Source organism: Kaistella sp. (genome assembly GCF_032060305.1).
GTDB classification, from domain to species: Bacteria; Bacteroidota; Bacteroidia; order Flavobacteriales; family Weeksellaceae; genus Kaistella; species Kaistella yananensis.
In genome coordinates, this window is sequence record NZ_DAMBHK010000027.1 from 1 (window position 1) to 15270 (window position 15270).

Annotated in this window: 13 protein-coding genes; 10 read left to right on the plus strand and 3 right to left on the minus strand. The window is 40.7% G+C overall.

Annotated features, from left to right (window positions below):
• Positions 1-390 precede the first annotated feature (390 nt).
• The 3 genes from V5N63_RS05560 to V5N63_RS05570 all read left to right on the plus strand — a co-directional run bounded on the left by V5N63_RS05560 (position 391) and on the right by V5N63_RS05570 (position 2592).
• On the plus strand, positions 391-990 hold the full coding sequence (locus V5N63_RS05560) for a DUF2911 domain-containing protein (RefSeq protein WP_332033155.1): 600 nt from the start codon (positions 391-393) through the stop codon (positions 988-990).
• A 12-nt stretch (positions 991-1002) separates the two neighbouring features.
• Positions 1003-1434: a lipocalin family protein gene (locus V5N63_RS05565; RefSeq protein WP_332033156.1), complete on the plus strand. Its 432-nt coding sequence runs from the start codon at positions 1003-1005 to the stop codon at positions 1432-1434.
• 114 nt (positions 1435-1548) lie between these two features.
• The gene (locus V5N63_RS05570; protein WP_332033157.1) at positions 1549-2592 is read left to right on the plus strand and encodes a bifunctional transcriptional activator/DNA repair enzyme AdaA; all 1044 of its coding nucleotides are present in this window, start codon (positions 1549-1551) and stop codon (positions 2590-2592) included.
• 1 nt (position 2593) lies between these two features.
• Here V5N63_RS05570 and V5N63_RS05575 read toward each other — a convergent pair whose 3' ends face one another.
• Entirely contained in the window at positions 2594-3868 is a 1275-nt protein-coding gene (locus tag V5N63_RS05575; protein WP_332033158.1) for a chloride channel protein, read from the minus strand.
• Between the two features lie 58 nt (positions 3869-3926).
• Between V5N63_RS05575 and V5N63_RS05580 the strand changes: the two genes are divergently transcribed.
• The 4 genes from V5N63_RS05580 to V5N63_RS05595 all read left to right on the plus strand — a co-directional run bounded on the left by V5N63_RS05580 (position 3927) and on the right by V5N63_RS05595 (position 8677).
• Entirely contained in the window at positions 3927-5003 is a 1077-nt protein-coding gene (locus V5N63_RS05580; protein WP_332033159.1) for a GNAT family N-acetyltransferase, read from the plus strand.
• A gap of 398 nt (positions 5004-5401) precedes the next feature.
• The gene (gene amaB, locus V5N63_RS05585) at positions 5402-6952 is read left to right on the plus strand and encodes an L-piperidine-6-carboxylate dehydrogenase (RefSeq protein ID WP_332033160.1); all 1551 of its coding nucleotides are present in this window, start codon (positions 5402-5404) and stop codon (positions 6950-6952) included.
• A gap of 53 nt (positions 6953-7005) precedes the next feature.
• Positions 7006-8337 carry an L-lysine 6-transaminase gene (gene lat, locus V5N63_RS05590; RefSeq protein WP_332033161.1) on the plus strand — a complete coding sequence of 444 codons (1332 nt, stop codon included), beginning with the start codon at positions 7006-7008 and terminating at the stop codon, positions 8335-8337.
• Positions 8338-8425: 88 nt separating this feature from the next.
• Positions 8426-8677, plus strand: a complete 252-nt coding sequence (locus V5N63_RS05595; RefSeq protein ID WP_332033162.1) for a DUF2007 domain-containing protein — start codon at positions 8426-8428, stop codon at positions 8675-8677.
• A gap of 98 nt (positions 8678-8775) precedes the next feature.
• Here V5N63_RS05595 and V5N63_RS05600 read toward each other — a convergent pair whose 3' ends face one another.
• Positions 8776-10410 carry a helix-turn-helix domain-containing protein gene (locus V5N63_RS05600; RefSeq protein ID WP_332033163.1) on the minus strand — a complete coding sequence of 545 codons (1635 nt, stop codon included), beginning with the start codon at positions 10408-10410 and terminating at the stop codon, positions 8776-8778.
• A gap of 127 nt (positions 10411-10537) precedes the next feature.
• Positions 10538-10948 (minus strand): hypothetical protein, encoded by a 411-nt coding sequence (locus V5N63_RS05605; RefSeq protein WP_332033164.1) that lies wholly within the window; start codon positions 10946-10948, stop codon positions 10538-10540.
• A gap of 131 nt (positions 10949-11079) precedes the next feature.
• Between V5N63_RS05605 and V5N63_RS05610 the strand changes: the two genes are divergently transcribed.
• The 3 genes from V5N63_RS05610 to V5N63_RS05620 all read left to right on the plus strand — a co-directional run.
• A complete protein-coding gene (locus V5N63_RS05610; RefSeq protein ID WP_332033165.1) occupies positions 11080-13509 on the plus strand; it encodes an alpha-ketoacid dehydrogenase subunit alpha/beta in 2430 nt (809 codons plus the stop codon).
• 83 nt (positions 13510-13592) lie between these two features.
• Positions 13593-14222, plus strand: coding sequence for a DUF305 domain-containing protein (locus tag V5N63_RS05615; protein ID WP_332033166.1), 630 nt, complete (start codon positions 13593-13595; stop codon positions 14220-14222).
• Positions 14223-14308: 86 nt separating this feature from the next.
• The coding region (locus V5N63_RS05620) for an FAD-dependent oxidoreductase (protein WP_332033167.1) at positions 14309-15270 on the plus strand (962 nt) is incomplete at its 3' end.

Below are 15270 nucleotides of genomic sequence, written 5' to 3' on the forward strand. Positions count from 1 at the left end.
AACAGATGTAATCAAGACCTAATTATACAAAAACGCGTCCGGATTGGGCGCGTTTGTTGGTTAGGAAGTCTGATAAGTCCGCATGAAGTTCCGTAAATAATGCTTTAATATGTTTCAAAAAATCTTTTACAACATCGTGAAAATTTTTATAATATTGGAATAAACATAGGGCGATGAAAAAAAGAAGAACAAATGTCTGTAGAATACGACATGTTTCCCACGCAGAAGCCCTTACGGTAGTGTAACCGGAAACTGTTAAAAAGGAATATACCGAATTCCTGAAACCGGGTTTAAGGAAAAATGAATAAATATTTGTTGACCCTACGACAAGCTTTTAAAGATATGTTTTCGTTTACCGATAATTTTCTATCTTTAAAAAAAATTATAAGAATGAAAAAACTATTGATTGCAGCTTTTATTTCCTCAACCTTTTTTGCCTATGCTCAGCACACGCTTCCGGCTGCCAGTCCGAGACAAACGGTGGAACAGCAGTTTTCTACCACTAAAATTTCAGTGGATTACGGAAGACCCGGAGTAAAAGGGCGGAAGATTTTCGGTGATCTTGTACCCTATAATAAGGTGTGGAGAGCCGGTGCCAATGGCGCGACTAAAATTACCTTTGGGCAGGCAGTAAATTTCGGCGGAAAAACAGTGCCCGCAGGATCTTACGGTTTGTTTGTAATTCCGGCAGAGAAGGAGTGGAAAGTCATCCTGAACAAAGATGCCCAGCAGTGGGGAGCATACGCCTACGACGAAAAACTTAATGTAACCGACATTACCGTGCCCGTACAGAAATTGTCGGAGAAGCAGGAGTGGTTCGGCATCGAACTTAATCCTGTGGACGATAATGCAGTGGATATGGTGGTGAAATGGGACCAGACCAAAGTGACCGTTCCCGTAAAAGCTGCAAATCCTGAGACCGTTACCAAAGTGGTTGAAAAGCTGAAAGAAATCCGCCAGATCGAACGTGACGCTGCGGCAAAGAAATAATTAGTAATAAATATGAAGAAAATTTTAAACTGGGGTTTGCTGGTTGTTTTGATGATGATTTTCGCCATTTCATGTTCCACCCAGATGACAACATTAGAAAACGGAAAGAAAATCGATAACCGCTTGGTTGGCGTTTGGTCCGGCTCCGAAAAAGATCAGCAAATTGACGGCGTGGAGAAAAAATGGAATATGACACGGAATGCAGACGGCACTTTCATTTTAGACTTTGTTTTTACCCAAAACGGCAGAACTCAGGAAACTCAGGAAACCGGAAACTGGTGGATCGAAGGAAATAAATTCTACGAATATCATGAAGAATCAGGGAAAACAGATGTGTATACTTATTCTGTGCTCAATGAAAACCAGATAAAATTCAAATCCCAAAGTATCAGTGTCGGGATGAACAACGACTCTTATGAGTTTACGGACACCCGCAGGAAATAAACTGAATGTCTCAATCTTTTGAGACATTTTTTTTATTCAGCAACAAAAAATACCTGTCAATTTTTCGGTTGTAAAATCTTTCATACCGACCTAAATTTGCTATAAATTTACAAAATGGAACTTTCTAACGAAATAATGTATCAGGCTTCTGTCGACAAAAATCCCGAATTCCAAGGCGTTTTCTGGATGGGCGTGAAAACCACCGGGATTTTCTGCCGGCCTACCTGCACGGCGCGCAAACCGAAGTTTGAAAATGTAGAGTTTTTCACCAATACCAAAGATGCAATCCTGAAGGGGTACAGGCCCTGCAAAGTCTGCAAACCCCTTGAGAATCCGGATGAAACGCCTGAAGGGATTCAGCATTTGCTGAACGAACTGGAGGCGGATCCTTCTCTGAAATTCAGGGATTATGATCTGGTGAAAAGAGGTCTGGAGCCTGCAACCGTCCGCCGTTGGTTCATGAAGCACCATGGCATGACGTTTCATGCGTTCCAGCGGATGTTTAAGCTGAATTCAGCTTTTAAGAAACTGAATTTGGGCGGGAATGTGACCGACACAGCCTTCGAAAGCGGTTATGAGAGCCTGAGTGGTTTTAATGAAAGTTTTAAAAATATCTTTGGCGTTTCACCAAAGCATTCGAAAAGTGAAAAAGTGGTAGATTTAAAAAGAATCGAAACACCGCTCGGAACCATGATCGCCTGCGCTGATGAACACGGAATCTGTATGCTTGAGTTTTCCGACAGGAAAGCACTGCCCACGGAACTGAAAGAGATTTCGAAACATTTTAATGCCAACATCATTCAGGGTGAAAATCCGCACTTCAAAACTTTAGAAAAAGAACTTGCTGAATATTTCGAAGGAACACGCAAGGATTTTAATGTTCCCCTATCGCCCGTGGGGACTGATTTTCAGAAAAGTGTCTGGGAAGTGCTTCGTAAAATTCCCTACGGAACAACGAGAAGTTACCAGGAACAGGCGAATATTCTGGGCAATCCCAAAGCGGTGAGGGCCGTGGCAAATGCCAATGGTCTCAACAAAATTTCCATCATCATCCCTTGTCACCGAGTCATAGGCACCACCGGAACGCTCACCGGATATGGCGGCGGCATCTGGCGCAAACAGAAACTGCTGGAACTGGAAAAGGCGATACTTTTTTAAATTATACTGATTTTGACGGACTGCTGTTCTCGGTGAAATAGGTGTATACGTTGTAAGGAAGAATAAAACTCTTTGTGAAATATTTAGAAATCAGGCAGGCTAAAAGTATGGGAACAGTTAATGCGAATCCACCTGGCACCATGTTGCAAACGAGAAAAAGTGCAGTGAATGGTGCATAGATCGACGTTGATAATGTGGCAGCTGCCCCAATCAATGCGAAGTTGATGTAAATGAGTGAGGTTCCGAATAGGGTATTGCAAACCATCGCAAACCCCAGTCCCAGATATGCCCCTGCAACAATGCTCGGCGCGAACACACCACCGTCACCACCGGCGCCTAGAGTCAGTGATGAAGCCACGGGTTTAAGCAAAGCAAGTCCGAACAAAAAAAGAACGGAATAACCCTGGGGCTGCTGAAAAATATCGGTCAGCGAATGATAGCTGTCGCCATACAGAAAAGGAAAGAAACAGATTAGCGTACCCACAGCCAGCGCGCCCAGATTCACACGGATAAAATTGTTGTGAATTCCTGCGAAAAAATCTTTGATGTGGATCACCAAAAGTGTAAAATACGCCGAAAGTAATCCCGAAAGCAGGCTAAGAATAACGATGAAAGGTAAGGCGATCCACTGCCAGTCCTGCACTTGTAGGGGAAGAATAGGTTCTGCGGGAAAAAGATAAAGAAAACCCCATGCTACCATCGCTGCCGCTGTAAAACTCAGAAAAAGTGACCGGTTGAATTTCCGAGCAATGACCTCAAATGCAAAAAGCCAGCCTGCAACCGGACTGTTAAAAAGTACTGCAACCCCTGCGCATACTCCCGCACCAATAAGTTCTAGTTTATATATGTTGGCAGAAAAACTTTTATTATATACTGAATTTCCAACCGTTGCCGCAGCAACCACAGTAGAAACTTCAATCCCAGTGGACCCTCCGAAAATAACAGTAAGAAAGCCATTTAAATAATGTGATGGAATCTTGAAAAACGGAAGATGTTCTTTTCGCTGGTCTATCGTTTTGTAAATTTCCGCAATTCCCTTATTCTTACGGTTTTTAAATAGATATTTCCGAGAAAAATAAATATAGGTAATCCCAACCGTGGGTAGAACGATAAAAAGCAGAGGATTTTTTTCCGAAGCGAATTGAAAAATGTGATGCTGAAAATATTCTGTCAGAAGTTTAAGTGAAAAAGCCAAAACCGCAGATAAAAATGCCACGACCACTGCAACAGCGATCAATCTGAAATAAAAATGCCGCTGTATTTTTTTTCTTTTCATTAACTTTACTTTCTGCAAAAATACTTAACATCTTTTTATTATTTATAAAACGGCTTATATGTTTTCACTTCAACCTACTTTGGAGAATTCGAAAGTTCGTCTCCAGCCTCTTCAGGAATCGGATTTTGAACGGCTTTATAAGGTGGCTTCAGATCCGGAAATCTGGGCACAGCATCCGAACAAAAACCGCTGTGAAAGGGAACCGTTCCGTAATTTCTTTGAAGGAGCGATGATGTCGAGTGGCGCATTTCTTATTCTTGATAAAGAAAGTGGGGAAGTGGCCGGTAGTACACGGTTTTATGATTATAATGAAGAGGCACGTTCAGTTTTTGTGGGCTATACTTTTTACGGAACGAAATTTTGGGGTTCCAGACTCAATCCTCAGGCCAAGAAATTGATGCTTGATTATATTTTCCAGTATGTAGATTTGGTAAAATTTCATGTCGGAGCTGAAAACTGGCGCTCCCGCAAGGCCATGGAAAGACTGGGCGCAGAACTGAAAGGTGAAATTATAGTCGCTTACCACGGCGAACCGGACAGGAATAATGTGGAATACTCGATTACCAAAAAAGCCTGGATTACGCAGAACACCACCCAATCTGTGGTACATCATCAGCAAACAATGAATTCAGAAATCAATTTCCGGAAGGCGACACCTGAAGATGCAGGGCAAATATGGCAGATACTTCAGCAGGCCATTCGGCGGCGGAAAAATGACGGTTCGAGGCAGTGGCAGGACGGCTATCCCAATCCCGAAACGGTGGAGCGCGATATTGCGCACGGAATCGGATATGTACTTACGGAGAACAATGCGGTTGTGGCGTATGCCGCGGTAATTTATAATGACGAACCTGCTTACGAAGCTATTGAAGGTAAGTGGCTTTCAGACGCTGATTTCAATGTGATACACCGTGTTGCGGTGTCTGATGAGGCTGCCGGAAAAGGCTTTGCAACGGAGATTTTCAGAAGGATTAAAGAATACTCCCGTCAGAACGGTGTTTTCAGTATAAAAGTTGATACGAATTTCGATAATACGGCAATGCTTAGGATTCTTGAAAAGCTCGGATACACGTATTGCGGTGAAGTTTATTTCCGTGGTTCGGCGCGCAGGGCTTTTGAGAAAATTTTAAAGTGACATTCCCGTTTCAGTTCCTGTTTTTATATTTTAACGGAGCTGTTCAACAGATTTCCTTTATCTAAGATATGGATAAATTTATTTTGAAGCGCATTCCTGAAACATTTCGGCACCGAAATAAAAGACAAAAAGCCATACAATTCCCTTGAGGGTAAAAAATATTAAACCGCCGATTCCGACACGCTTAAACCATAATTTAAATTTAGAATTTCCGTTATTTACAGGTTGCCGATTTTCCATATTAACAATTTGAGCAAAAATAAACATTTTCTTTGCCACCTGTTCAAAACATGGCAATGAGTTAAATCAGATTCATTGGTATTCCTGATTAAAATTGTTAAAAGTTTTTCAGATTTAGCTAAAAACCCTATCTTTAAAGGCAACTCAAATTAATATTTATGTCCAGTAAAACCACCGATTACGGTACTGAAAAATCACTTGAAAACTTAGGAATATCTCAGCAGAATAACGGCGTCTCTTCCGGCGGCAGCTACTTTGCCTCTGGGGATATGCTCGAAAGTTACTCTCCTACAGACGGAAAACTTATCGCAGAAATAAAAACCGCAAGTGCGGAAGATTATACCAAAGTCATCGAAACTGCGAAGGCTGCCTATAAGGAATTCCGCATGATGCCGTCACCCAAAAGGGGCGAACTGGTACGTCAGTTTGGTCTTAAACTCCGTGAGTATAAGGATGATCTCGGAAAGTTGGTTTCTTATGAAATGGGAAAATCTCTGCAGGAAGGTTTAGGCGAAGTTCAGGAAATGATCGATATCTGCGATTTCGCGGTTGGTTTATCCAGACAGCTCCACGGTTACACCATGCACAGCGAAAGACCGGGCCACCGAATGTACGAGCAGTATCACCCGCTGGGAATTGTCGGGATAATTTCCGCCTTCAACTTTCCGGTAGCAGTTTGGTCCTGGAATACAGCACTTTCGTGGATCTGCGGGAACGTCACCGTGTGGAAGCCTTCAGAAAAAACACCGCTCTGCGCCATCGCCTGCCAGAATATTATTTCTGAAGTTTTAAAGGAAAATAACCTTCCGGAAGGAATTTCATCGATGATCGTAGGCGATCATAAAATTGGTGAACAGCTCGTAAATGATAAAAATATCGCCCTCGTTTCTTTTACAGGTTCTACGCGCGTAGGACGTATCGTTGGAAAGAATGTGGCAGAAAGATTCGGCAAATCAATCCTTGAATTGGGAGGTAACAATGCCATCATCATTACCGAAAATGCCGATCTGGATATGTCGGTAATCGGGGCTGTTTTCGGTGCAGTGGGAACTGCCGGACAGCGATGCACGTCTACAAGACGTTTGATTATTCACGAATCGGTGTATGATGAAGTGAAAAACCGTTTGGTGAAAGCTTACGGACAGCTTAAAATCGGCAATCCACTCGATGAAAACAATCATGTAGGACCGCTGATTGATAAAGATGCTGTTGCACAATATCTCAACTCCATTGAAAAATGTAAGAAAGAAGGAGGAAAATTTGCGGTAGAAGGCGGTCTGTTGGAAGGCGAAGATTATAGCTCCGGCTGTTACGTAAAACCGTGCATCGCTAAAGTTGAAAATTCTTATGAAATCGTGCAGCACGAAACCTTCGCACCAATTTTATACCTTATTAAATACAAAACACTCGATGAAGCCATCGCTTTACAAAACGATGTTCCGCAGGGATTAAGTTCTGCAATCATGACGCAGAATCTCCGCGAAGCTGAACTTTTCCTTTCCCAGGCAGGATCCGACTGTGGCATTGCAAACGTAAACATCGGAACCTCCGGCGCTGAAATCGGCGGTGCTTTCGGTGGTGAAAAAGAAACAGGTGGCGGCCGCGAGTCCGGTTCGGATGTATGGAAATATTACATGCGCCGCCAGACCAACACCATTAATTATACCACCAGTCTGCCGCTTGCACAGGGAATTAAGTTCGATCTTTAAAACCGACGCAATTTAAATTTTAACCTTAACCAACACTAAATCACAGTATTAATATGAACGCAATTGCACCTCAACCGCAAATAACAAATAAAGTAAAGGAAACGCTTTCGAAACACATGCTCGCCGACGGTTTCGATTTTGTAATGGACATTGAAAAATCTCACGGAAGCTGGATTCATGACCGGAATACAGGAAAGGAATATCTCGATATGTTCTCGATGTTCGGGTCGGCGTCGATTGGGTACAACCACCCTTATCTTGTTGAAAAATCTGCCTGGCTCGGCAAAATGGCGGTAAACAAACCAACTTTGGCTGATGTTTATTCCCAGGAGTTTGCAGATTTCATGGAGGTATTCTCAAGAGTTGCTATTCCTGAAGAACTTCAGTACACCTTTTTTATTGAAGGCGGAACCATGGCAGTAGAAAATGCAATGAAAGCCTGCTTCGACTGGAAAACGAGAAAAAACTTCGAAAAAGGGCTGGACACTGAAGCCGGAATATGCATCCATTTCAAGCAGGCATTTCACGGCAGAAGCGGTTATACTTTAAGTTTAACCAATACTTCAGACCCAAGAAAATATCAGTATTTTCCAAAGTTTAACTGGCCGAGAATCCTAAATCCGCATCTGAATTTCCCCATTACCGAAGAAAATTTAGAGGAAACTATTAAGCATGAACAACTGGCTTTGCTGCATATTCAGGAAGCCATCCTCAGCAATCCTGATCAGGTGGCCTGTATTATTATTGAGCCGATTCAGGCTGAAGGTGGTGATCATCATTTCCGGGATGAATTTTTCCAAGGTTTAAGAAATCTCTGCGACGAGAATGAAATTTTGCTGATTTTCGATGAGGTGCAAACGGGTATCGGCATTACAGGAAAAATGTGGGCGTTCCAGCATTTCACTGCGAAACCTGATATTATTTCTTTCGGAAAGAAAACCCAGGTTTGTGGTGTTTTGGCGAACAAGGAAAAATTTGATGAAATTCCGAACAACGTTTTCAGAGAAAGCTCCCGCATCAATTCAACCTTTGGCGGTAATTTCGTGGACATGATGCGCTTCAAGCTGACCATGGAAGTGATTGAAAAAGAAAATCTTGTAGAAAACGCAAAAGTGGTAGGCGAGTATCTTCTGGAAGGACTTAAAAAACTTCAGCAGCAGTTCCCGGATAAAATTTCGGCTGCGAGAGGCCGCGGTTTGATGTGTGCCATCAATCTGCCGGATGGTGCTGCACGTGACAGAATGCGCGAAATACTGTATGATGACGGTTTAATTATACTGGCTTGTGGCGACCAGTCGATACGGTTCCGTCCGCATCTTAATGTGACTAAGGAAGAAATCCAGATTGCGCTTGATAAAATTGCGGCCAGCGTAAATAAAATATAATCTTAGGTACTGAATAATAAATTTAATAAAAACTTAACATTCTCTTTAAGAAATTTTAGTTATATTTATAGCTCTAAATGAAGAGATTATGGAAAGAGAAACAAGAGTATCGGTGTTTGAAAGCGAGAGTCCATCAGAAATTCAACTGGTAAAATCCCGTTTGGATGCGGCCAAAATCATTTCGTTTTTAAACGATAAATACATGTCATTTACGACTACACCTACGGCGAACACCATAAAATTAATGGTAAACCTGAAGGATGAACAGAGAGCATTTAAAATTATTGATGCATTTATTAAAGAATCAGATTTAGACCTTACTGCTAACCTTAAAAATTGATTTTATAATTTTAAATTTTACGTTTTACAGAAAACGGCACCAAATTAATTTGGCGCCGTTTTTTTTGTTTTCAATTTTTTGAACTTTAATACAGGAATTTACAGTTTTTCCTTCATCATTTTGATAAAGACAGAAGGTTTCAGATCGAATTTCCTGCGGAAATTGTCGGAAAAATTGTCGGTACTCGAGAATCCTGCGATCGCAGCAAGCTCTTTTACATCGAGATTAATATATTTTACATCATTTTTCAGACGGTCAATAATATAATCTAACCGAAGATCATTGATGTAAAGCGTGAAGTTTTTGCCTTTGTAGGTGTTGATGATTTTGGAGAAGTAAGTTGAATTGGTGCCTAATTCTTCACTCAGCGTTTTTTGCGAAATCTGTGGATCAAGAAACTTTTCTTCTTTTTCGAAGGTTTCAAGCTGCTTTAAGATGTTTTCAACAAAAATGGGGTTCAGACCCGGAATTTTGTTGTAGAAATCGTAATCGAATTTTGGTGTTTTGGCTATACCATTTTCGAATGTTATAACATTTTCAGTATGATCCTCGTTACTGTTCTGGCGGGCGATAATCTCTTCAAACCTCTTTTTATAATTCTGTTTTTCCCGGTAAATCCTGAATCCGAAAAATAGAAATCCAGTAAGCAGGGATAAAAATATGGCTGCGAAGATAATTCGCTGTTTCTGAAGTGTATTTTCGATTCTGTTTTTTTCGGCGACTAATTTTTTGGTGTCGTATTCTTTTACAATTCTTTGGTAGAGGTATTTATAATTTTTTTCGTAGGAACGGTCCAGGAACATCAGTTTGTTGATATATTCCAGCTGTTTTTTTGTGTCGCCGGTGGAGTTGTAGTATTTAATGAGAATCTCGTAGGCTGACCTGAATTGTGGATCCAGCTTTTTTGTTTTTTCGTAATGCTTATCGATTTCCTCTAAATATTTAATGGCCAGCCTCTCTTTGCCAATATGCCAGTAAGAAAGTCCTAAATAAAAAACTTCGGTATTATGTTCCCACTGGTCATTATATAGTCTAATGGCTTCAGAAAATTTGGAAATTGCAGTGTTGTAATCTTTAGAATAATAGGATGTCATTCCTTCAGAAGTAATGAAATACGGAATGTACTGATCTAATTTGTTTTCATTTATATAGCCGAAAGCTTCTTTTAACAGTGCCTTATTTTCATCGAATTTTCCCAGTTTTATATTACAGTCTATAAGACTCATAAGGGAATAGATGTAATACATTTCATAGTTTTTTCCTAACGCACTTTTATCATGTAAATTTGCTTTGAAAAACTTCAAACATATTACTAATTCCTTTTTAGCATCTTCATATTGGCCAAGATAAATCTTGTTTTGAGCCATGATGTATATAGTTTTATTATATATATAATCATTTCCATATTCCTGGGATAGTTTATTTGCCACCAATATGTCATCAAGAGCTTTTTCATAAAACTCTTCAGCCATATTGATATTCCCATGATTGAGGTATGCATCGATGACTATTTTTTTTATTTCAGATTTTTTAGCTGTTGTTAAGGCACTGTCTGCATATTTTATATTTGAAGGATAATTGCTCGCCATACTTGCATAGCGGTAAGCATAAAATAACGCCTCGTTGTTTTGTTCTTTTTTGGATTTAGAAATATAGAAATTGATAAGTTCCCACATTTGTGCAGGATTACCACTGTTTTCATCGATCCTCTTTTCAATTTCCTCGTTGCTCAAATTGGATTTTGAGATATTTTGCGCAGAGAAATGCGAAAAAATAATTGCGGTAAAAAGAAAAATAGTTGCGAAGATGTTTTTCAACTGCATGAAACCTTACTAATTGATTAATAGTGATATATTTTTATTAGTGAACGAATTCTTTACAATAATACTGTAATTTTTTTAAAATTACAGCAGGAATTTTATAATATACCTGCTTTTTTTTATAAACTAACGGTTTGTAAACTTGTTTTATATTCTCTTCTGGGGATACATTTGTAAAAATTAAACGAATGAAAAAATTAGCTTTTATATCAGCAGTTTTATTTACTGCCATTTCATTACACTCGTGCAGACAGGCAGACGATGTTTTCTCACAGGAAGAGATTGAAACCCTGAAGAAAGTACAGGATTCGTCAAATAATTCATTTGACAAAAATACGGACAATCCAATAAAGGTAGAGCCAGGTGCTCCCGAATCTACGTTAGTTGATGGGGAGATTTTGCCGCCACCACGAAAGTAACCCCCTAAACTAAATATTTTTTTTTTCATCATTTGTGTTTGGTTCTTCCGCGATTTCGCGGAAGAATCTTTTATATCTATAGGTAAAGAAATAAAAAGGCCTGCGTTTGCTCTTCTTCCGAAGTTTCTTTATTTTCGTACCTTTGTAAAATACCCCTTTATTTATGGAAGCGACCTATATAGAAACCCAACAGATTTCTTTTCAGGATTTTAAAAACCAGATTTTAGAAGATTATAAACTAGGAAGAATCTCCCGCGAAATGTCTTATTTAGGAAGACGCGAGGTTTTAACCGGTAAAGCCAAATTCGGTATTTTTGGTGACGGTAAAGAGCTTCCGCAGCTGGCGATGGCTAAAGTCTTCAAAAACGGAGATTTCCGCTCAGGTTACTACCGCGACCAGACTTTCGCTATGGCCATTGATGCGGTAAGCGTTGAAAGTTTTTTCGCCCAGCTTTATGCAGATACCAGTATCGAACGCGAGCCGGCTTCAGCAGGACGCCAGATGAACGGTCACTACGCCACCAGAAGTTTAAATGAAGATGGCAGCTGGAAGAATTTAATGCAGCAAAAAAACATCTCTTCAGATATTTCGCCTACTGCAGGACAAATGCCAAGACTTTTAGGTTTAGCAATGGCTTCCAAGGTGTATAAGTCAGTAAAATTTGAAGGATCCGAAAAATTTTCCAACGAAGGGAATGAAGTTGCTTTCGGAACCATTGGTGATGCTTCTACTGCAGAGGGTCACTTCTGGGAAACGCTCAATGCAGCCTGTGCACTTCAGGTTCCGATGATTGTTTCTATTTGGGACGACGGCTACGGAATTTCGGTGCCAACACAGAATCAGCGTGCTAAAGCAGATATCTCTGAAATGCTTTCAGGTTTCCAGAGAACTGAAGGACAGCATCAGGGTTGCGAAATCATTCAGGTGAAAGCATGGGATTACCCATCGCTTCTGGATGCCTATGCACGGGCAGAGCATTTCGCCAGAACGGAAAGTGTTCCGGTGGTGGTGCATGTGGTGGAAGTAACACAGCCTCAGGGACACTCTACATCAGGTTCGCACGAAAGATATAAAAATGAAGAACGTCTGAAGTGGGAAGGGGAATTCGACGGGTTAACTAAATTCAGAGAATGGATTCTTAATTATTCCATTGAAATTGAAGGTAAAGAAGAACAGTTGGCAACCGCTGAAGAACTTGATCTTATTAACGAAGAAGCCAAAAGGATTGTAAAGGCTGGTCAGAAAAAAGCCTGGGACAACTACCAGAAAACGATTTTAGATTTAAAAGAAGAAGTGCTTCAACTGGTTCGTCAGTTAGAATCCCAAAATACTGAGATTTCTGCTGAACTTGAAAAATTCGGCAAAATAATTTCGGTAGCGAAGAGAGATATTTTCCATTTGGTTAGAAAATCACTTTTACTCACCAGAGCCAGCCAGTCTGCTGAAAGAGATGCGCTTCAACAGAAATATCAGGAAATCTTTGCGGTTGAAAAAGATAATTATTCTTCGCATTTATATTCACAGTCCGAATGGAAATCAACGAATGTAAAAGAAATTCCGCCGGTTTTTTCTGAAACTTCAGAAACAGTGGACGGCAGGGTAGTCGTAAGAAACAATTTCGATAAAATTTTCTCAAAATATCCTGAAACCTTAGTGTTTGGTGAAGATGCAGGAAATATCGGCGATGTAAACCAGGGCCTCGAAGGACTTCAGGAAAAATATGGCGAACTTCGCGTAGCCGATACCGGTATCCGTGAAGCTACCATTCTCGGTCAGGGAATTGGGATGGCCATGCGCGGTTTAAGACCGATTGCAGAAATCCAGTATCTGGATTATATTCTGTATTGTCTCCAGGGGATGAGCGATGATCTTGCTACGGTTCAGTACCGTACGAAAGGCGGACAGAAAGCGCCGGTGATCATCAGAACCCGTGGTCACAGACTCGAGGGTGTTTGGCATTCGGGATCACCGATGGCAGGAATCATCAATCTTTCCAAAGGTATTCTGGTGCTCGTTCCAAGAAATTTAACCAAAGCCGCAGGATTTTATAATACCATGCTGCAGAGCGACGAGCCGGCTGTGATTGTAGAATGTCTGAATGGTTACCGACTTAAAGAAAAACAGCCTGATAACTTAGGAGAATTTACTGTTCCTGTCGGGAAAATTGAAGTCACTAAAGAAGGTAGTGATGTTACTTTAGTAACCTACGGATCAACATGGAGAATCGTGATGGAAGCCGCTGAAGAACTCGGAAAAATTGGTATTTCTGCCGAAGTGATCGATGTTCAGTCTTTAATTCCTTTCGATTTAAGCCACGAAATAGCGCAAAGTGTAAAGAAAACCAACCGTTTGGTCGTAATTGATGAAGATGTGGAAGGCGGAACTTCAGCTTTTATTATGCAGCAAATCCTCGAAAAACAAAAGGCTTTCAGATATCTCGATTCAGATCCGGTAACCATTTGTGCTGAAAATCACCGGCCGGCGTATGCAAGCGACGGCGATTATTTCAGCAAGCCAAGTGCCGATGATATGGTTGAAAAGATTTATGCCATGTTCCACGAGATTAATCCGGCTGAATTTCCTAAGATTTAAGCGCTAAAACTTTGAATATAAAAAGCAGACTTCGGTTTGCTTTTTTTGTGCACTATTCTTGCATGTATCCTTCAAAATTAAATATGATGAAAAAATTATTGATTCCACTGTTTGCCGCGTTTTTAACAGTTTCATGCAGCAAAACAGAAACCCAAACAAGTAATACGGCTACAGAACAGCCCCAGAAAACTGAAAGCATTAACGAAAAAAGCAATGAAATTCTTGCTGTGATGGATGAAATGATGGACGAAATGCATGGCAACGAAATCACCGGAAATAATGATGCAGATTTTTCCAAAATGATGACTGAACATCACGATGGCGCCGTAGAAATGTCAGAATTGCTTCTGGAAAAAGGGAAGAATGAAGAATTAAAAAACTTTGCACGCAAGGTCATCGAGGCTCAAAACAAAGAGGTGCAGCTGATGAAAAAATTTGAAGACCGCAAGGAAGCATCTCCGGACAGCAAAGAATTTGTTCAGGAACTTAACCGGTCGATGGCAGCCATGATGGATAAAAACATTCAGATTCATAACAATATTGATAAAGATTACGCCCAGCAAATGATTCCGCATCATCAGAGCGCCGTAGATATGGCAAAGGTTTACCTTAAATACGGTAAAGAAAAAGAACTCCTTCAGCTTTGTAAGGATATTGTAAAAACCCAAAACACGGAAATCGCCGAGTTAAAAGAATGGCTGGCTAAAAACTGATGCATCTTCAATAATCGAAATTGTGTGCGGTAAGGACCTGAAACACTCAGAAATTTTACGTAAATTCGCACTAAATTTTTTAGCACATGAACTACGATATTATTGTCATCGGAAGTGGTCCCGGTGGATATGTAACGGCCATCAGAGCTGCACAGTTAGGTTTTAAAACCGCCATTATCGAAAAGGAAAATTTAGGCGGCATCTGCCTTAACTGGGGTTGTATCCCGACCAAAGCGCTCCTGAAATCGGCACACGTTTTCAATTATTTAAAACATGCAGAAGAGTATGGCTTAAATAAGGTTGAAAATCCAGGATTCGATTTTTCTAAAGTAATCCAGCGAAGCAGAGGCGTAGCGACCAAAATGAGCGGCGGAATTTCTTTTCTGATGAAGAAAAACAAAATTGATGTCATTATGGGAACCGCTAAAGTTCAGAAAGGCAAAAAAGTTGCTGTAACCGATAAAGACGGAAAAACTACTGAATATTCCGGTGAACATATCATCATTGCGACCGGCGCAAGGTCAAGAGAACTTCCGAACCTTCCGCAGGATGGTGTGAAAGTAATCGGATACCGACAGGCGCTGAATCTTCCGTCACAGCCAAAATCTATGATTGTAGTAGGCTCAGGTGCAATCGGGGTTGAGTTTGCAGATTTCTACAATTCAATGGGGACAAAAGTCACTGTTGTTGAATTCATGCCGAACATTGTTCCGGTAGAAGATGAAGAAATTTCAAAACACCTGGAAAAATCCCTGAAAAAATCAGGAATTGAGATTATGACCAATGCTTCTGTGGAAAGTGTTGACACCAGCGGCACTGGCGTAAAAGCTAATGTGAAAACTGCGAACGGAAACATTACGCTTGAAGCTGATATTTTACTTTCTGCTGTAGGAATTTCTGCGAATATTGAAGGACAGGGATTTGAAGAAGTGGGGATCCAAACTGACAAAGGCCGGGTATTGGTAAACGAGTGGTACGAAACTTCGGTTCCGGGATATTACGCAATTGGTGATATTCTTCCAACCCAGGCTTTGGCACACGTAGCTTC

Excerpts from the sequence above, each read along its gene's own strand:
- V5N63_RS05595 (WP_332033162.1), top strand. The coding sequence starts at position 8,426 with ATGGAAAGAGAAACAAGAGTATCGGTGTTTGAAAGCGAGAGTCCATCA.
- V5N63_RS05615 (WP_332033166.1), top strand. The coding sequence starts at position 13,593 with ATGATGAAAAAATTATTGATTCCACTGTTTGCCGCGTTTTTAACAGTT.
- V5N63_RS05605 (WP_332033164.1), bottom strand. The coding sequence starts at position 10,948 with ATGATGAAAAAAAAAATATTTAGTTTAGGGGGTTACTTTCGTGGTGGC.
- V5N63_RS05610 (WP_332033165.1), top strand. The coding sequence starts at position 11,080 with ATGGAAGCGACCTATATAGAAACCCAACAGATTTCTTTTCAGGATTTT.
- lat (WP_332033161.1), top strand. The coding sequence starts at position 7,006 with ATGAACGCAATTGCACCTCAACCGCAAATAACAAATAAAGTAAAGGAA.
- V5N63_RS05575 (WP_332033158.1), bottom strand. The coding sequence starts at position 3,868 with ATGAAAAGAAAAAAAATACAGCGGCATTTTTATTTCAGATTGATCGCT.
- amaB (WP_332033160.1), top strand. The coding sequence starts at position 5,402 with ATGTCCAGTAAAACCACCGATTACGGTACTGAAAAATCACTTGAAAAC.
- V5N63_RS05570 (WP_332033157.1), top strand. The coding sequence starts at position 1,549 with ATGGAACTTTCTAACGAAATAATGTATCAGGCTTCTGTCGACAAAAAT.
- V5N63_RS05580 (WP_332033159.1), top strand. The coding sequence starts at position 3,927 with ATGTTTTCACTTCAACCTACTTTGGAGAATTCGAAAGTTCGTCTCCAG.
- V5N63_RS05560 (WP_332033155.1), top strand. The coding sequence starts at position 391 with ATGAAAAAACTATTGATTGCAGCTTTTATTTCCTCAACCTTTTTTGCC.
- V5N63_RS05565 (WP_332033156.1), top strand. The coding sequence starts at position 1,003 with ATGAAGAAAATTTTAAACTGGGGTTTGCTGGTTGTTTTGATGATGATT.